Raw genomic sequence first — 19,514 nt, 5'->3', positions numbered from 1 at the left:
CATCGTCTAGAGGCCTAGGACACCGCCCTTTCACGGCGGTAACAGGGGTTCGAATCCCCTTGGGGACGCCACTTACTATTTTAAGTACTGTATAAAGCAGTGTGACACCGCACTCTCTATACACGACGTTATCAAGAGTACTAATCTTTTGGGAATGCCATTTACTTATTTTAAGTAATGTATAAAGCAGTGTGACATCGCACTCTCTATGCACGACATTATCAAGAGTACTAATCTCTTAGGTATGTCATTTACTTATTTTTTAATAGGGAAGTGCAGTGTTATTAGAATAAAACTCAAAAATAAATATCCTCATTTTACGCCCAACTTTGTATTTTTATATCAATCTATTTACACTTCGTTACAAAACCAAACCGATAATCGCTCCATATTCCTTGTTGTACTTTTAATTAGTCTTTAAACTCATTGAGTTAATTTAAATATGGACTAAAAAATGAAACTCACAAAAATTGCACTCGCTGTTTTACTTGCATCAGGGTTAGCTGCATGTAATAGCTCAACTCAAGCTGTTGATAAAAATATTGTTACAGAAACATCAATTCCTGGCGTTACACTTATTGAATCAGTGAAATCTAATGCAGGTGAAATCAACATACCGTATAAAAAATATAAACTAGATAACGGTTTAACAGTAATTGTGCATGAGGATCATTCAGACCCCTTAGTACACGTTGATGTAACATACCATGTTGGTTCTGCTCGCGAAGAGTTGGGTAAGTCAGGCTTCGCTCACTTTTTTGAGCATATGATGTTTCAAGGTTCAGAAAATGTTGCTGATGAGGAACATTTTAAAATAATATCTGAAGCAGGCGGTACTTTAAATGGTACTACTAACTCAGATAGAACAAATTATTTTGAAACAGTACCTGTAAATCAATTAGAAAAGATGTTGTGGCTAGAAGCTGATCGAATGGGCTTTTTACTCGATGCTGTAACCCAAGAAAAATTTGAAGTACAACGCGAAACAGTAAAAAATGAGCGCGGCCAACGCGTTGATAATCGCCCCTATGGTCGCTTAGGTGAGCGTGTTGCTCAAGCAATGTACCCTGATGGTCATCCATATTCATGGCCTGTAATTGGTTTTATGGACGATCTTAATCGTGTAAATGTAAATGATTTAAAAGCATTCTTTTTAAAGTGGTATGGTCCTAATAATGCAACGCTTACTATTGGTGGCGACATCAACGCTAATGAAATACTGCCTTTAGTTACTAAATACTTTGCGCCAATCCCAAAAGGCCCTGAAATTCCTACAGTAGAAAAAACAGCTGTAACACTAGATGCTGATAGATATATTTCAATGGAAGATAAAGTTCATTTACCTTTATTAAGCATGAGCTTCCCAACGACTTACGCTCGCTCTGAAGATGAAGCACCACTGGATATACTTGCTGAAATATTAGGTGGTGGTAATAATTCATTACTATACAAAAACTTAGTTAAAACTCAACTTGCTGTTCAAGCAAGTGCAAATCACCCATGCCAAGAGTTAGCGTGTTCAATTAGTCTTTATGCTTTACCAAATCCTACAGCAGGGAAAACGTTAGCTGATATGGAAAAAATCATTCGTGATTCATTTGTTGAATTTGAAGAGCGAGGCGTTACACAAGATGATTTAGATAAAGTAAAAGCTAAAATAGAATCGGGTGCAATTTTTGGTCTGCAAAGCGTATCAGGTAAAGTCTCTCAACTAGCCGCGTCAGAAACATTTACTGGTAATCCAAACTCAGCTAAAGATGAGATTGCACGTTATAACAAAGTTACAAAAGCTGATGTAATGCGTGTTTTTAATCAATATATCAAAGATAAATCTGCCGTTATTATGAGTGTTGTGCCAGAAGGGCAGACACAACTTATAGCTGCCCCAGACAACTTTACTCCTAAAACGCATGATTTTGGAGGTCCATCTACAACTTCAGCTGATGATTTAGTGGCACGAAGAGCTGTTGATACATTTGATCGAAGTGTTCATCCAGAGGCCGGCGCAAATCCTGCTGTTGATGTTCCTACTCTTTGGCAAACTAAGACCGAAAACGGTATTAAAATATTAGGTACTCAAAGTACAGAAACGCCAACTACCGCTATTTTCATTAAAGTTCCCGGTGGCCTGTACAGTGAGCAAGCTAGTAAAGTTGGTTTATCATCAATAACTGCATCGTTAATGAGCGAGTCAACGCAAAACTACACTACAGAGCAGATGAGTAACGCGCTTGAAAAGCTAGGTAGCCAGGTAAATATCTACTCAGATAAAACACATACAAATGTGTATGTTTCTAGCTTAACCAAAAATGTAGATGCAACGCTAAAGCTTGTCGAAGAAAAGTTATTTAAACCAGCATTTAATGCAGATGACTTTGAGCGTAATAAAAAGCAAATCATTCAAAATATTCAACATTCAATGAAGGATGCTGGGTATTTAGCATCTAATACATATAGTAAATTACTATATGGAAACAATATAGCCGCACTTCCAAGCACTGGAACGCTTAATAGTATAGAGGCTATTACACTTGCTGACGTTAAAGCTTTTTATAGCGCAAACTTTAAACCGCAGGGCGCTCAAGTCATTATTGTTTCTGATTTAAAAGAGTCAATAATTGAACCAAAAGTTAAAGCTACACTTACAAACTGGAAAGGTAAATCGAGCTCAGTAGCGGTTGATTTCAGTGAACCTAAAGTAGAAACTAATTTGATTTATTTGGTTGATAAACCTGATGCTCCTCAATCAGAAATTCGTATTGGTAAACGCGATATGGTTGAAGATATTACAGGTGAGTTTTTTAAAGCTAACTTGATGAACTTTGCACTGGGCGGCACGTTTAACAGCCGTATCAATTTAAATTTACGCGAAGATAAAGGCTACACTTACGGTGCTCGCTCTCGTTTTTGGGGTGATAAAACATCGGGTGGCTTTACTGCTTCTGCAGCGGTGAGAGCCGACTCTACTGCTGCGTCTATTACAGAGTTTACTAATGAGCTTAATAACTATGCTCAAAACGGTGTCACTGACGAAGAGCTTATGTTTATGCGTAAAGCTATCAATCAAAAAGATGCGCTTAAATACGAAACGCCTAATGCAAAACTTGGCTTTTTAGCACAAATATTAGAATTTGATTTAAAACCTAGCTTTGTAAAAGAAAGAAATGAGATTGTTAGCAATATTAGCAAAGAAGAAGTTAACGCCTTAGCTAAAAAACACTTAAATACTAAAGACATGATTTATTTAGTCGTGGGTGATGCTAAAACACTCCGCCCAGAGCTCGAAAAATTAGGTATGAAAGTTGTTGATTACAGCCTTTAATATTTAAATAAATAATTGGAATTATAAAGCAGCTTTTTTAGCTGCTTTTTTTTGCCTAATTGTAGAGTGTTGATCTTTTTTGAAAAAGGGTTCACAAAGAACAACTACAGCATCTTTTCTCCAAGTATAAAATATAGTTTCGTAGCTTAAGCCTTCAAAGAACATCACATTCCTAGCTTTTTTATTCAGTACTTATAAAGATTCGATTTGGTAGCATAAATTTAAACATCCAACTTTATTAGGAGGATTTATGGCAAGTGGATGGGCACGAGACGGTGCAATTCAAGATCAAATTGATGCGAGTGTTAATGACGCCGTACAGTATGCAAGAAGCAATTTAATATCTGGCGCAAGTGCAGAACTATGTGATGAGTGCGACGAGAAAATCCCACAAGCACGAAGGCTTGCGTTACCTGGAGTGCGTTATTGTGTTGCATGCCAAGCTGCAATAGAAGGTAATGGTGCTAGCGCAAAATCATTCAATAGACGTGGTAGTAAAGATAGTCAGTTGCGTTAAAAAGGTGCTAAAAAGCACCTTTTATTTAATACCAATCTACACAAGTATCTGAACAATTCATAAAATGTGTTACACCCTCAATTAGGCCCCACATGACTAAGCAAATTGTTATCACTTGAATTTGTTAGTGAGTAATTTAAAAGTTACTCATGTCTTCTTTTTTCTGAATTAGCTCTATTGAGTAACCATCAGGGTCTTTTACAAAAGCAATTTCAGTGGTACCGCCTTTTACAGGTCCTGGTTCACGGCTAACATTGCCACCGGCTGCCTTAATATCAGCACAGGCCTTGTAAATATCTTCAAATTCAATAGCTATATGTCCATAAGCATTACCCAGGTCGTAGCTATCTTCATCCCAGTTATATGTCAATTCGAGGACCGTCGTGTCCTTTTCATTTCCATACCCAATAAAAGCTAATGTATACCGATACTCGTCATTGTCGGCTCTGCGTAATTCTTTCATACCCAAGACTTCAGTATAAAAAGCAATTGATTTGTCTAAATTAGCTACACGCAGCATAGTATGTAATAAACGCATTATTCAGTTCCTTTAGTGATTTTTTCAAAGTTCAGTATATTTTCAACTAAGCACTATTATTAAGCACATTTTGTGGTTTTATGTGTATTAGCCATATATGTAGGCGTTACTTATAGATCACAACCTCAATACGATGGAGATTTGGAAGCTGTTCATGTATGGCCTTTATGATTTACCAATAACATCAATTGTAAATTGCCAATTAATGAACCGTTTTATTGAATTTTGCATATTTAAATAAAGAACACTTAATTATTGGTCAACCTATTAGTATAAAAAAAGTTACTGATTGTTCAACAAAAGTTAACCTGGGTTTGATTGGGTCAGTTCTGTCTAACTGATTGTTTTTATTTTGTATTAAATTTTTTTGTATGTAATTTGTAAAAATGCGGGGTTTACTTGGTTAACTTATTGGTTGACAAAAAAGGCGTATGGTAATACAGTTTTTGCATACCAATTGGTAAGTTGCTTGGTTTGAGTGAATACAATGTATTGGTAATTAATCAGAGTTACGTTTTGCACAGGTTAATTTATAAATAACTCAAGCTTAAAGTTACTCTACAAATTGAAACAAAAGACACAGCGTATTTATAGAGTAGATTTTACTTGTTCTTATAAAAGTATGCGCCACATATTTAGGAGTTATTCATGTCAAAACCAGTCATCGGTTTCATCGGCTTAGGCTTAATGGGCGGCAATATGGCCGAAAATTTACAAAACAAAGGCTATGAGCTAATTGTTATGGACCTTAGCAAAGATGCGGTTGCAGCATGTGTTGCTAGAGGCGCAAAAACAGCAAGCACTGCAAAAGAGCTAGCTGAAGGTTCAGATATTGTTATGTTTTGTCTTACAACTTCAGCAGTTGTAGAAAAAATTGTTTACGCAGAAGACGGTATCTTAGCAGGCATTAAAGAAGGTGCAGTATTAGTTGATTTTGGTACTTCTATCCCATCATCTACTAAAAAAATTGGTGCTGATTTAGCAGCAAAAGGCGCAGGCATGATTGATGCTCCTCTTGGTCGTACTCCAGCACATGCTAAAGACGGTCTTTTAAACATTATGGCTGCAGGCGATATTGATACATTCAATAAAGTTAAACCAGTACTAGAAGATCAAGGTGAAAATGTTTTCCATCTTGGCGAGCTAGGTGCAGGTCATACAACTAAGCTAATCAACAACTTCATGGGCATGACTACAGTATGTGCTATGTCACAAGCGTTTGCAGTTGCAGAGCTTGCTGGTGTTGACCGTCAACAACTTTTCGACATCATGTCGACTGGTCCATCTAATTCACCGTTTATGCAATTTTGTAAAAACTATGCGGTTGATAATGTTAGCGACCTTGGTTTCTCAATTGCTAATGCAAACAAAGATTTAGGCTACTTCCTACAAATGGTAGAAGACCTAGGTACTGAATCTAAAATCGCTGAAGGTTCATCAGCTAACCTACAAGCAGCGTTTGACGCTGGTATGGGTCAAGGTAACGTTCCTGAAATTTTTGATTACTTCAAAAAGTTAGAAAAGTAAAAAACACGACAAATGGCGCTTAGCTTTATAGTTTAGCGCCAGCACACACACTTTCGATTGACGAGACTTAGCCTGCTTTGTGCAACACCACTTTTAAATATTCATAGAGCCTAATTCGAGTCACAATATAAAGAGTTAACTATGCGTTTAATTAATACTATAAAGCTAAGTTTAGTTCTGATTGGTTGTATATCTACGCAATTAGCAGCCAAAGATTATTTTGTAGATGATAAACAAGCCTTCCGTGATATTTCGTCTAACTTAGTTGCTGGCGACAAAGTAATCCTTAAAAACGGTACATGGTCTGACTTCGAAATCCTACTTGAAGGCCAAGGCACAAAAAACTCTCCTATTTTATTGACCGCTGAAACTAACGGTAAAGTAATTTTATCGGGTCAATCTAACCTAAGACTTGCAGGTAAATACCTTGAAGCTTCAGGTTTAGTATTCAAAGACGGCTATACACCGAGCTCAGCTGTAATAGAGTTTCGTAAAAATAAAAATGAATTAGCCTACAATTCACGAGTTACACAAACAGTAATCGATAATTACAGTAATCCAGACAAACGAGAGTCTGATTATTGGGTGGCACTATATGGACAACATAACCGCTTCGATCATAGCCATTTAGTCGGCAAACGAAATAAAGGCGTGACAGTTGCTGTTCGTTTAAATACTGAAGCAAGTCAGGAAAATTATCATCGTATAGATAACAACTACTTTGGTTACCGTCCTACTTTTGGTTCGAACGGTGGTGAAACCCTACGTATTGGTACCAGCCACTACTCATTAACTGATTCGCATACATTGGTAGAGAATAACTACTTTGAACGCACCAATGGTGAAGTAGAAATTGTTTCGGTTAAGTCAGGCAAAAACATCCTTCGTAATAATGTATTTTATGAAGCGCGCGGTACATTAACGCTGCGCCACGGTAACGGTAATCTTATAGAAGAAAATATTTTCATTGGTAATGGTGTTGACCACACAGGTGGTATACGCGTTATCAATAAAGACCAAATTGTAAGAAACAACTACCTACAAGGTCTAACAGGATACCGTTTTGGCAGTGGTTTTACTGTGATGAACGGCGTACCAAATTCATCTATTAATCGTTATCACCAGGTTGAAAATGCGACGATTGAAAACAACACATTTATAAATGTGCGTCATATTCAACTTGCAGCTGGTAGCGATGCTGAACGAAGTGCGGCGCCTAAAAACAGCACAATGAAAAACAACTTAATCATAAATCAAGATGGCGAACAGCCATTTACAACATTTGATGATGTAAGTGGGTTGGTACTAAGTAACAACATTGCTGATACAAAAGTGCTTTCTGAGTTAATGTACGGTGTAAAGAAAGAAAAAATCACACTTAAAAAAGCAAGTAATGGTCTACTTTACCCAACATCTAAAAGTTTAAATGTAGGTGCAAAGCGCGATTTAAAAGTGCTGAAAAAAGAAGATACCGGTGTTAGCTGGTATGCAAAAGTACCTGCCTTAATTGATTTTGATTCTGGTAAAACACATTCTGTTAAAGCTGATGTAAGTGCATTACTAGACGCTATTGATAATGCAGAGTCGGGTGATGTATTAGAACTCGCACCTGGTCAGTATGATGTTTCTAAACTGGTTAAAATTGATAAAACGTTGACAATTAAAGCGAAGCAAAGCGGCAAGTCTAAACTTACTTTTCAACGCTCTACATTATTTGAAATACATGATGGCGGCAGCTTAAAACTAGATGGCTTATCAATTTCAGGTGAAAACGCGCCAGATGCAATAGGGAACAGCATTGTTCGTACGCAAAAATGGGGTATGGTTGATAATTATCGCTTTGTAATGACCAACTCAGAGTTAAATGCTTTAGATATTAATCATTCATTCCATTTCTTTATCACTGGTAAAGGTGCAATGGCTGATGAAATTATTCTTACAGGTAATACCTTTAATACAGTAACAGGTGACATTTTACGTCTAAATACTGAAATTGAAGACTTAGGTGTTTATAACGCGGAATACGTTATTGTAAATAATAATACATTTAACGATGTAGAAGGCGGCATAGTTAAGCTTTACCGTGGTGGTTCAGATGAAAGTACATTTGGTCCTCATTTTGAAATGATGAGTAACACGCTTAATAATATTGGCTTTGGTAAGCGTAATAAAGAGCAAGCGAGCATTTATGTTCACGGTGTTCAGGTTACTAATATCACAGATAATAAATTTGTTAAAACTGCTCCTATTGTTGTAGAGCACACAGTAGGCGAGCCTAAAACTGAAATCTCAAACAATACATTTGATGAAACTAAAGCACCAAGTGTGAAAGAGCTAAGAGTTAAAGGCCCGCATACGGCAGTATTAAAAAATAACAACATTTTAAATAAGGCAGGGTAAATACTATGCACTTATTAAAATGCCAAACAGGTTTTAAAATAGCTGCTGTAGCTGCACTTACATTACTTACATCATTGGGTGCGCATGCAGCGCACCCAAACTTAGTAATTACTACTGATGATGTTAAGCAAATGCGCCAAGCAATTAGTAGCAACAGTAGCACAAAGTTTGCTAACGCGTTTGAATCGCTAAAAGCACAAGTTGATGAGCAAATTGCACAGCCTATCACTGTGCCAGTTCCAAAAGACGGCGGTGGTGGTTATACACATGAGCGTCATAAGAAAAATTACCAACTTATGTACAATGCGGGCATTATTTATCAATTAAGCCAAGATGATAAATACGCAAATTATGTACGTGATATGTTGCTTGAGTATGCAAAATTATACCCAACGCTTGGTCTGCATCCAAAACGTAAAATGGATTCGCAAAATCCAGGTAAGTTTTTTTGGCAAAGCCTAAATGAAGCAATGTGGCTTGTGTACACAATACAAGCATATGATCTAATTCATGACTCGTTAAATGCCGATAACATTAAAAAAATTGAAAATGACTTACTACGTCCTGTTTCGTTGTTCACATCAGTAGGCCAACCCTCTACATTTAATAAAGTACATAACCATGGAACATGGGCAACAGCGGGTGTTGGCATGGCAGGGTATGTATTAGGTGAACCTGAGTGGGTAGAAAAATCATTATACGATTTAGAAAAGTCGGGTAAAGGTGGCTTTATTAAGCAGCTAGAGATGCTGTTTTCACCACAAGGTTACTATAACGAAGGTCCTTACTATCAACGCTTTGCACTATTACCATTTGTAACGTTTGCTAAAGCGATTGAAAACAACGAACCACAAAGAAAAATCTTTGAATATCGCGATGGCATATTATTAAAAGCGATTGATACGACGATTCAACTTAGCTACAACGGTTTGTTCTTCCCAATTAACGATGCAATAAAAAGTAAAGGTATCGATACCATTGAGTTAGTAAATGGTGTAACTGCGGCATACGGTTTAACCAACGATGCAGGTTATTTAGATATAGCTAAGCAACAAGACCAAATAATCCTCTCTGGTGATGGGCTAAAAGTAGCTCAAGCACTTGATAACAACATGGCAAAACCTTATTCGTTTAAATCAGTTGCCTTCGGTGATGGTAATGACGGTAAACAAGGTGCTTTAGTTGTAATGAGAACGCAGGTAGGTGGCGATCAAGCGCTACTGTTTAAACCTGCTGCACAAGGTTTGGGCCATGGTCATTTTGATAAATTAACATGGCAGTTTTACGACCACGGAAATGAAATTGTATCTGATTATGGCGCAGCACGTTTTTTAAATGTAGAAGCTAAATACGGCGGTCGTTACTTACCAGAAAACGAAACTTACGCTAAACACACTGTTGCGCACAATACGGTAGTGGTTGACGAAACAACACATTTTAATGCAAATGTTGAAGTAGGTAATAATAACTACCCAACGCTTAACTTCTTTGAAACAAATGAATATGGCACGGTTTCAAGTGGCGAAATAAGCACAGCTTATAAAGGCGTTGATCTTGAACGCACGCTTGCACTTATTAACTTACCTGAACTACAAAGCACAGTTGCACTTGATATGTTTGATGTTGCAGCAAATAAAGCGCATCAGCTTGACTTGCCTTTGCATTATAAAGGTCAGCTTATCGATACCAGCTTTGAGCTAAAAGCGAATGCAACACAACTCGCTGCATTAGGTACTAAAAATGGTTACCAGCATCTATGGCTTAAAGCTCAAGCGCAACCTCAAAGTGGTTTAGCTAAAGTAACGTGGTTAAACGAGAATGGTCGTTTTTATACGCAAACGAGTTTGGTTAAAGGTGATGAGTCTTTCTTGTTTACCCAAATAGGCGCAAATGACCCTGATTTTAATTTACGTAACGAAAACGGTTTTATTCGTCGCGTTGAGGGTCAAAAGCATCATAAATTTATATCAGTATTAGAGCCTCACGGTGAATACAATCCAAGTAAAGAATATACCTTAGAAGCTGTTAGTAGAGTTACAAAGCTTGAATATAGTCAGCAGGGCGATTTAACACTTGTTGAACTTGATATTAAAGGCAAGTCATATTTAGTGGCTATTAATAAAGCACCAACATCAGCTAAAAACACATTCAATTATCAAAATAAAGAGTTCACTTTAAATGGCCGATTAGGCGTTTATATGATGAACAATAATCAGGAGTAAATAGGATGCAAAAGCAAAGCGCAAACTTTTCATTTGGTAACGAGACCGAAATAGAAGACTTAGGAAATGGTCTAAAACGTCAAATGCTAGGTTATAACGAAGAGCTAATGGCTGTTAAAATTTGGTTTGAGAAAGGGGCTATTGGTTATAACCATGCTCACAGACATTCTCAAGTAACGTATGTTGTTGAAGGTGAGTTTCACTTTAACATTGATGGCGTAACTAAAATCTTAAAACCGGGTGATAGCTGCTTAATCCCACCATTTGCTGATCATGGAGCTACCTGCCCAACAGGCGGAATCCTGATTGATACTTTTAGCCCAGCGCGTGAAGACTTTCTTGAGGATTAATTATGCAACTTAAAGGCTTACGTTGGTGGGTTATAGCGCTAATTGCGCTAGCTACCATTATTAACTATATCGACCGTCAAGCACTTAGCGTGCTTTGGCCTGATATTGTTGAAGATTTATTCCCTGATGAATCAGCATTAGAACGCAAACAAATATACGCTAATATCTCAATTGTGTTTGTATTTGCTTATGCATTTGGTCAAGCCATATTTGGTAAAATATTTGACTGGGTAGGCACACGCTTCGGTTTTGTTTTATCGATAGGTGTTTGGTCTATTGCAACCGTTGCGCATGCATTTGCACAAGGTGTACTTAGCCTTAGTATTTTTCGGGCAATCTTAGGTGTAGCCGAAGCCGGTAACTGGCCGGGCGCAGCTAAAGGTAATGCTGAATGGTTTCCAACTAAAGAGCGTGCATTAGCACAGGGTATTTTTAACTCTGGCGCTGCTATCGGCGGTATTATTGCTATTCCTTTAATTGCATACTTAACTATCTACTTTAGCTGGCAAATGGTGTTTGTTTTTGTTGGTGTATTAGGTTTTCTTTGGTTAGTGCCATGGTTAATTTTAGTTAAAGCGCCGCCTAGCTCTCACCCTTGGCTTACTGCCGAAGAACGTGAATATATCTTAACAGGTCAAAGACGTGTTGATGATAATGGCGATGTAACAGGCGAAGACGAAGAAGAATATAATCCTTCAACGGCTGAGCTACTTTCTCGTAAGCAAAGCTGGGGTGTAATTATAGCCTCTGCTGCGATTGACCCTATTTGGTGGTTATTTGTTTTTTGGATACCTATTTACTTGAACGAAGTGTATGGCATGGATGTTAAGTCTATTGGTATATACGGTTGGGTTCCTTATGTTGGCGCTATGTTTGGTGCATGGTTTGGTGGCTTACTGGCACAAAATCGACTTAAAGCCGGATGGAACACAGATAAAACACGTAAGCTAACTATAACGCTGGGCTGTTTAATTATGTTACCTGCGTTACTTGCAATGGCAAATCCAGGCGGACCAACGACAGCGGTACTAATTATGGCTGTTATATTATTTGGTTTTCAAACTGCAATTGGTAACGTGCAAACACTACCAAGTGATTTGTTAGGTAAAAAAGCAGTGGGTACATTATCAGGTTTTTCTGGTATGGCGGCAAAGCTTGGTGCTGTAGGTCTTACATCGCTAGTACCTTTTCTTACTGCTGATGGTAACTACACACCAGCATTTGTAATTGGTGCTTCTTTAGCCATCATTGCAATGGCAGCTGTTTGGATTTTAATTCCAAAAATAGAACCTCTTAAAAAGCCTCAATAATCTAGATAATAACTGCTATGCCAACATATTTTGTATATGTGCATAGCAGTTAACTACATAGGGTAACTTCCAAGATGAAAAATATTTACTTTATCGGTGAATGCATGGTCGAGCTTAGAGCTATGAGCGCGGCAACACTGCACCAATCATTTGCAGGCGATGTTTATAATTCTGCAGTGTATTTAAAACGTTGCTTCCCGCAGGTTACTACTTCGGTTGTTACGGCTTTAGGTCAAGATAATTTAAGTAAAAAAATGCTAGAACGCTTTGAGAGTGAACAAATAAATACGCAACTTGTATTTGCTCACGACACCAAAGTACCTGGTATGTACTACATAGAAACTGATGAGCATGGTGAGCGTAGCTTTATTTATTGGCGCAATGATTCTGCAGCTAAAAAGGTTGTTGATTTTTTAGATGCTGATGCACTCGAGCAGCTTAGCCAAGGTGATATGTTTTTCTTTTCAGGGATTTCATTAGCAATAATTGAAGAAAGTGCACGTGAAGACTTTTGGAAAGTTGTAAAGCAGCTTAAAGATGCTGGGGTTAAAATCGTTTTTGATCCTAACTACAGAGCACGTTTGTGGAATAGTGTAGAGGAAACAAAAGAGCAGTATCATTTAGCCTTTACGTTTGCAGATATTACCCTACCAGGCGTTGAAGATTTAACAACACTTTATGGCGTTCATAGCGTAGAAGCAGTTGTTGAATATTTAAAGCCTTACCAAATTGAAGAAATTGTTGTTAAAAATGGCCCTGAATCGGTAGTGACAAAAGAGGGCGATACGCTTCAAAGCCACACTATTGTACCGGTCAAAAACGTTGTAGATACAACATCAGCAGGCGATGCCTTTAACGGTGTTTACTTAGGTGCACGTTTATCTGATAAATCAATTTCAAGTGCCGTGCAACATGCTGCAAAAGCGGCAGGGACTGTTATACAGCAACCAGGTGCTATTGCTCCAAAAGATATATTTCAGCTAGCAATGGCTGAAGCTGGCATGTGATACCAATTTTATTAAAAACATGATCACCTTAGCGTATTAAATAACTCACTAACTACGTTAAAAATTATTTATATAGAGCAACTATGTATCATAATTTTAGCCTTGTTATTGAGCTATTTTCTTGTCGCTATAATAGCTCATTAATTTAATGCAATTGGTATAACAAAATAATTAAACATTAAAGGCCGCTATACCTCGGCCGCATTACTTTTTATAAAGGAACAACGTTATGACTCGCTTTTCTGAACTTATGGCAGGACAAACACTGCTACCTATAATTCAAGCAGATACTCCAGAGCAAGGTGTTCAAATAGCGAAAGCTATGGCCAATGCTGGGCTTACTTTAGTTGAAGTAGTGCTAAGAACAGAGGCATCAATAGAGGCATTAAAAGCTATTAAAGCACAGGTGCCTGAGCTAAAAGTAGGTGCGGGAACAGTCATCAATACTGATATTTTGGAGCAAGCACTTGAAGCGGGTTCTGATTTTATTGTAACCCCAGCGGTGTCTCCTGTATTACTTGAAGCACTTGCTAAATGTAATGTGCCGGTACTTCCTGGTGTATCAAACACCGGTGATATTTTAATGGCGCTTGAGTATGGCTTTGAAGAGCAAAAATTATTCCCAGCATCGCTTGCCGGTGGCGCTCCTTTTGTGTCAGCTGTGTCGTCAGTATTTAGAGCAGTCAGCTTTTGTCCTACAGGTGGCGTTAGCGAAAGTAACAAAATGGACTATCTTTCTTTAAATAATGTATTCGCCGTTGGCGGTACTTGGATAGCGAAAAAAGAATGGGTTGAACAAGAAAATTGGCAAGCAATTACTGATTCTTGTATCCAGGCTTTAAAATAGAAAGGATTTCATAAATGAATTATTTAGCCCCAACAATACTACCAGGCGTAATCGTTGGCGACGAAGTAAGTGCTGTGTACGAGCATGCACGTACTAATCAATATGCGTTGCCAGCGGTAAATGTTGTTAGCACAACATCTATTAATGCGACGCTAGAAGCTGCTAAAAAGAAAAACTCGCCCGTTATTATTCAGCTTTCTAATGGTGGAGCACAATTTTTTTGTGGTAAAAGCTTATCTTTACCAGAGCAACAATCAGCTGTGCTTGGGGCGGTAAGTGCTGCAAGATATGTACATTCAGTGGCAGCACATTATGAAGTAGCAGTGATGCTTCACACTGATCACGCAGCTAAAAAGCTACTACCTTGGATTGATGGTTTGCTTGATGAAGGTGAAAGACACTTTGAACTGACTGGCAAACCATTGTTTAGCTCACATATGATTGATCTGTCAGAAGAGCCTTTAGAAGAAAATATCGAAATTTGTGAACGTTACTTAACGCGTATGGCAAAAATAGGTATGACTCTAGAAATTGAACTTGGTTGCACGGGCGGCGAAGAAGACGGTGTTGATAACTCACACTTAGATAGCTCTTCTTTATATACTCAGCCTGAAGATGTTGCATTTGCTTACGAACGTTTGAGCCGTATTAGCCCTAACTTTATAATTGCAGCGTCTTTTGGCAATGTTCACGGTGTATATAAGCCGGGTAACGTTGTTCTTACACCAACTATTTTAAAAGATTCACAAGCTTACGTATCAGAGAAATTTAATCTACCAAGCAACTCAATTAATTTTGTGTTTCATGGTGGTAGTGGTTCTGAGTACAATAAAATTGCAGAGTCTTTAACCTATGGCGTAGTTAAGATGAATATTGATACTGATACGCAGTGGGCGTGTTGGACAGGTATTTTAGATTACTACAAAGATAATCAAGCATACCTACAAGAGCAAATTGGTAACCCTGATGGGGAAGATAAGCCAAACAAAAAATATTACGACCCTCGCGTATGGCTGCGTCATTCAGAGCAAAGTATGGTTGCAAGACTAGAGCAATGCTTTGACGATCTAAATTGTGTAAATAGGTATAGTGCATGAAAAGATTAAATACAGTATTGAAAGAAGACGGTGTAGATACCGATCTTATTTTACTTATTCGCACAATTTTAGCGACTAGTAAAGAAATTGCTTTTCGAGTAAGTCAGGGTGAATTAGCCGGTGTTTTAGGCTCAACCCTTAACGAAAATGTTCAGGGTGAAGTTCAAAAAAAGTTGGATGTAATCGCAAATCAACTACTTAAAGACATACTACTTGACGATAGCAGCGTACGCTCAGTTGCATCAGAAGAAGAAGATCATGCAGTAGGTGGTCATCCTGAAGGTAAGTTTATTGTTGCCTTTGACCCATTAGATGGCTCTTCTAATATTGATGTTAATGGTCAAATAGGCACTATATTTACTATTTACTTAGCCCGTGATGATGTTGCCTTCGACAGTGACGAGCAATTTAGTCAGCCAGGTGTGAATCAAGTATGTGCAGGCTATGTGTTATATGGCCCTTCATCATTACTTGTAATGAGTACTGGCGGTCCAACACGTTGCTATACATTAGACTCAACACATGGCGGTTACTTATTAACAAATAAGCAATTGAATGTGCCTGAGCAAAGTCGCGAATTTGCCGTTAATATGGCTAACTACCGTTATTGGGACGAACCAACTCAAGTGTATTTTGATAAATTGCTATACACCTGTGAAAGCTTTGAAAAAAGCTCAATGCGCTGGAATGCAGCGATGGTAGGCGACGTTCATCGTATTTTATGCCGAGGTGGCTTATTTTTGTATCCACAAGATAAACGTACCGGTAATGATAACGGAAAAATCAGACTACTTTACGAAGCAAACCCGTTAGCACTTTTAGTTGAAAACGCAGGTGGTAAAGCAACTTCTAGAGGAACGCGTATTTTAGATATTGCGCCAACGAGCTTGCATCAACGCGTGCCTGTTGCTTTGGGCTCAAATGAGCCTGTAGAGTTTTATAATAACGCTATTTTATAAAACAGTACTTAATAAAAAAGGGGCAAAAAAATAGCCCCTTTTTTACTCTTATTTTTCATTCTCTCTGTAAATAATCCTTTCTATACAAACTCACTTCATTTCTTAATTTTCTTATAGTCTTCAAATAAGAATACTTTATATATATTAGATAAATCTGATTTACTTAACCTCATGTAAAAACAATTTTTTTGCTCTAAAGTTATGTTTTTTCGCAGTAATTATACATGATTGAATTCAATTTTTTACTAGGGAAACAGTGTGTGGTTAACTTTATGTTTATTTATTGTTATTTATTTGGGTGGGTGTAGTGGAAAAAGTTATTTTATTATGGTTATATTACCAAGTTGGTTAACAATTTATTTGCAGCTCAAATAAATTTGGTAATAAACACATGATTTATTTGGTAACACACACAATAGATAACCAAATAGTAAAACCATAAATTTGGAGAATAGAGCCACCATGAAATTAAAACATTTTGCGCTATGCGCTATTGCAGCTGCAATAGTTGGTTGTGACACAAACTCAAACAACAATGACAACAACTTGGGCTCTATTGCTCTTAGTGGAACTGTTACAAGCGGACAAACATTAACAGCTGAAGTTAGTGACCCTGATGGTATCTCAGGTGACGTGACTTACTATTGGTATGCAGATGGTGAGGCAATTACAGGTGCAAATAGCGCTTCGTTTACACTGACTGACGATCAGATAGGGTTACCAATTACTGTTCAAGGGCTTTATACCGATGATGGCGGTATTAATGAATCGCATATTACAGATCCAACCGCAGATGTTGCCGCAATCGCATTCCCTGCAAGTTTAACTATTACGGGCGACGCGCTAGTTGGTTCGCAACTAACAGCCAATGTAGCTGACGACAATGGCTTTGATGGCGATACAGTAACTTATAAATGGTTTGCAGATGACGTAGAAATTGTTGATGAGGCACTTTCAACGCTTACGTTAACAGACGCACAGTTTGGTACAGTTATCACAGTTAGTGCATCTTTTGAAGATAGCCGTGGGTTTAACGAGTCTGTGACTTCAACGGGTACAGAGGTTGTAGCACGAACAAACTCAGAAGGCGAAGTTACAATTAGTGGCACGCCAACCGTTGGTAATATATTAACAGCAGAAGTTGCTGATACCGACGGGGCAACAGGAGATATTACTTACCAATGGCTTGCTGACGCACAAGAGATAGATGGCGCAATACAAAGCACCTTTACAGTTGATGCATCACTTTTAGGTCAAAAGATAAGTGTTCAAGTTGCTTACACAGATGATAATGGATTTATCGAGGATAATACATCAGAGGAAACAATTGCTGTTTCTGCTGTTGCGGTTGACGAAGCCGGTAGCGTCGCCATTATGGGCGTAGCGCCTTATTTGACAAGTGGCGAGTTAACAGCAGAGATAACTGATAACAACGGTGTTGAAGAGGCAAACGTTACTTATACTTGGTCTGCTGATGGCGTTGAAGTAGCCGACAGTAATAGTAAAACATTTACACCTTCTGCTTACGCTGGCTCAATAATGTCGGTAAAAGCTACGTATACAGATAACGATGGTTTTGCGAGTGAGGTTACAAACTCACTTGATACATTAGTTTACACACAATTAGTTAGTAACCCTGAAGCACTCCTTGGTGCTTTAAGCGGCGGTTTAGCTGATGGTGATGTTATTGGCTTAAACACCGGTGTTTATGCTGATATGGACGCAGTTTTATTAACCAGTGCAGTAACGCTTCGCGCTGTAGAAGGTCAAACTCCTGTACTTAGCGGTGAAGTATGTGTGCATGTAGCTGCTGGAGTAGATGGCGCTGGATTAACAGGGCTTACCTTTAAGAATATAGATACTAAAGCGGGTGCATTTTGTGAAACCGAAGAAGGTGCTGTTATTTACTCAGAAGGGGATAACTTTACTTTTTCGCAAAACACGATGGATGGAGAAGAAGCTACACTCAATAACTCTGAATACCATTGGCTGATGATAAAAGGTCAAAGCGCGTTGGTTGAGCGAAATACATTCTCTAATCGAAATGTAGCAGAAAAAGGGTCTGTGATAAAAATATCATCATCAAGCTCTGATCACGTTATTCAATATAATTTATTTAGCGACAGTGATAATCCAAACTTTGGTCAATCAAGTTTATATTTAATCAATGCAGGTAGCACAACGGGTAGCGGTGCAGCTGATAATGCAAACTTTACTATTCAGTATAACCGCGTAGAAAACTTTGTAACGGGTCGTCGTTTAATGCGTGTACAAACTTCTGGTGCAACCATCAAAGGCAATACAATCGTAAATCCTAATGGTGGTATTTCACTAGAAGATGGTGGCTTCAACAGTGTTACAGATAACGTTATTATTCGAACTACCGATATTGCAAGCTCTGATGATCGCCCAGCGGGTATATTAATTACACCACTTGGTCACACCGTAAGTAACAACTACATTGCAGGTATTCGTTCTGGTAATAAAGAAGCGGGCGGTATTGTATTTACAGCTAACCCATTTTCGCAAGATGATGGTGGTGTACCAAAGTCAGGTAATCAGGCAGTGCTTGATAGCGCTGGCGACTTTACACTAAATGTAACAAACAATACGGTTTTGAACTCACAGCAACCTATTGTATTTAGTACGGAAATAGGTCCTAAAGCACCAGCAAGTGATTGCGATGAGTTAACCGCAGCGAATGCACCGGTACTCTATGGGCTGACCAAAAATGCGTTTGTTATAAACTTTAATGGAAATTTAATTGCAAACGGTTTAGGTGATCAAACAGACGCAGATACAATAAACAGCAGTGCCACAACTCAAGGCCTATTTTACCCAAATACACTTGAAAGTGACCATGCTTTTGAATATGACTGTGACTTAATTAATCATGATAGTTCGGTGCTAAGTAACAACTTTGGTTATATGGATAGTCGAGTATCAGGCGATGCAAGCGGTGACTGGGTTGAAATTAGAAAACTAAACGGTAATGGCGCATTCGATACTGATGGTGCAATTGACCAAGACCCAGCAACGAATGGTAAAGAAGTACTTGAGTACGTTACAGCAACAAGTACGTTATTAGAAACTGACCCTGCAGGCCTTCAGGCAGAGGCGGGTGCTAAAGGGCTTCATTATATTCAATCATCTGAAGTAGGTGTTGGATCTACATGGGAAATACAAAACGATTAAATAACCAATTAATCAGTTAACTTTTAAAAGCCCCAAATTTGGGGCTTTTTTATTATTTATTAATAATCACCACACTTTTCTCAACCTACATTAGCCATTTATCGACTAGTTTAGATCTATATATATTCTAGTAAAAAACCTGCCTGACCTGCTGGTAATGCCGCTATGTAAAAATTGGTATACCTCATGGTAATATTAAAACGCTAAATTGGTTGATCATATG

14 protein-coding genes and 1 tRNA gene are annotated in these 19,514 nt (G+C 38.1%); 13 read left to right on the top strand and 2 right to left on the bottom strand.

Annotated features, from left to right (window positions below; all coding sequences use genetic code 11):
* Position 1 precedes the first annotated feature (1 nt).
* A tRNA-Glu gene (locus tag WNY98_RS19595) sits at positions 2–71 on the top strand.
* Positions 72–454: 383 nt separating this feature from the next.
* Positions 455–3,322: a pitrilysin family protein gene (locus tag WNY98_RS19590; protein WP_342878725.1), complete on the top strand. Its 2,868-nt coding sequence runs from the start codon at positions 455–457 to the stop codon at positions 3,320–3,322.
* 21 nt (positions 3,323–3,343) lie between these two features.
* Here WNY98_RS19590 and WNY98_RS19585 read toward each other — a convergent pair whose 3' ends face one another.
* Positions 3,344–3,487: a hypothetical protein gene (locus tag WNY98_RS19585; RefSeq protein WP_158000890.1), complete on the bottom strand. Its 144-nt coding sequence runs from the start codon at positions 3,485–3,487 to the stop codon at positions 3,344–3,346.
* 85 nt (positions 3,488–3,572) lie between these two features.
* Here WNY98_RS19585 and WNY98_RS19580 point away from each other — a divergent pair, with 85 nt between their 5' ends.
* A complete protein-coding gene (locus WNY98_RS19580) occupies positions 3,573–3,839 on the top strand; it encodes a DksA/TraR family C4-type zinc finger protein (protein WP_002962957.1) in 267 nt (88 codons plus the stop codon).
* Positions 3,840–3,975: 136 nt separating this feature from the next.
* Here the strand turns inward: WNY98_RS19580 and gloA are convergent, their stop codons facing one another.
* The gene (gloA, locus tag WNY98_RS19575) at positions 3,976–4,377 is read right to left on the bottom strand and encodes a lactoylglutathione lyase (RefSeq protein WP_024598720.1); all 402 of its coding nucleotides are present in this window, start codon (positions 4,375–4,377) and stop codon (positions 3,976–3,978) included.
* A 648-nt stretch (positions 4,378–5,025) separates the two neighbouring features.
* Here gloA and WNY98_RS19570 point away from each other — a divergent pair.
* The 10 genes from WNY98_RS19570 (at position 5,026) to WNY98_RS19525 (ending at position 19,291) form a co-directional block, all read left to right on the top strand.
* Positions 5,026–5,904 carry an NAD(P)-dependent oxidoreductase gene (locus WNY98_RS19570; RefSeq protein WP_002962960.1) on the top strand — a complete coding sequence of 293 codons (879 nt, stop codon included), beginning with the start codon at positions 5,026–5,028 and terminating at the stop codon, positions 5,902–5,904.
* A 141-nt stretch (positions 5,905–6,045) separates the two neighbouring features.
* Positions 6,046–8,304, top strand: coding sequence for a chondroitinase-B domain-containing protein (locus tag WNY98_RS19565; protein WP_342878724.1), 2,259 nt, complete (start codon positions 6,046–6,048; stop codon positions 8,302–8,304).
* A gap of 5 nt (positions 8,305–8,309) precedes the next feature.
* Positions 8,310–10,526, top strand: a complete 2,217-nt coding sequence (locus tag WNY98_RS19560) for a heparinase II/III family protein (protein ID WP_342878723.1) — start codon at positions 8,310–8,312, stop codon at positions 10,524–10,526.
* A 5-nt stretch (positions 10,527–10,531) separates the two neighbouring features.
* The gene (locus WNY98_RS19555; RefSeq protein ID WP_002962963.1) at positions 10,532–10,876 is read left to right on the top strand and encodes a cupin domain-containing protein; all 345 of its coding nucleotides are present in this window, start codon (positions 10,532–10,534) and stop codon (positions 10,874–10,876) included.
* Positions 10,877–10,878: 2 nt separating this feature from the next.
* On the top strand, positions 10,879–12,186 hold the full coding sequence (locus WNY98_RS19550) for an MFS transporter (protein ID WP_342878722.1): 1,308 nt from the start codon (positions 10,879–10,881) through the stop codon (positions 12,184–12,186).
* 74 nt (positions 12,187–12,260) lie between these two features.
* A complete protein-coding gene (locus tag WNY98_RS19545; RefSeq protein ID WP_342878721.1) occupies positions 12,261–13,193 on the top strand; it encodes a sugar kinase in 933 nt (310 codons plus the stop codon).
* Between the two features lie 229 nt (positions 13,194–13,422).
* Entirely contained in the window at positions 13,423–14,040 is a 618-nt protein-coding gene (gene eda, locus WNY98_RS19540) for a bifunctional 4-hydroxy-2-oxoglutarate aldolase/2-dehydro-3-deoxy-phosphogluconate aldolase (protein ID WP_342878720.1), read from the top strand.
* 14 nt (positions 14,041–14,054) lie between these two features.
* Positions 14,055–15,137 carry a class II fructose-bisphosphate aldolase gene (fbaA, locus tag WNY98_RS19535; protein ID WP_342878719.1) on the top strand — a complete coding sequence of 361 codons (1,083 nt, stop codon included), beginning with the start codon at positions 14,055–14,057 and terminating at the stop codon, positions 15,135–15,137.
* On the top strand, positions 15,134–16,096 hold the full coding sequence (locus WNY98_RS19530; RefSeq protein WP_342878718.1) for a class 1 fructose-bisphosphatase: 963 nt from the start codon (positions 15,134–15,136) through the stop codon (positions 16,094–16,096). The genes fbaA and WNY98_RS19530 overlap by 4 nt, the downstream gene beginning before the upstream one ends.
* Before the next feature lie 462 nt (positions 16,097–16,558).
* Positions 16,559–19,291, top strand: a complete 2,733-nt coding sequence (locus WNY98_RS19525; RefSeq protein ID WP_342878717.1) for a poly(beta-D-mannuronate) lyase — start codon at positions 16,559–16,561, stop codon at positions 19,289–19,291.
* The last annotated feature ends 223 nt before the right edge of the window (positions 19,292–19,514 follow it).

The sequence above is a fragment of the Pseudoalteromonas sp. AS71 genome, assembly GCF_038900275.1.
In the GTDB taxonomy this organism is placed as follows: Bacteria; Pseudomonadota; Gammaproteobacteria; order Enterobacterales; family Alteromonadaceae; genus Pseudoalteromonas.
Note: the sequence above shows the minus strand (reverse complement) of the source record. Positions and strands in the feature narration are given on the sequence as shown.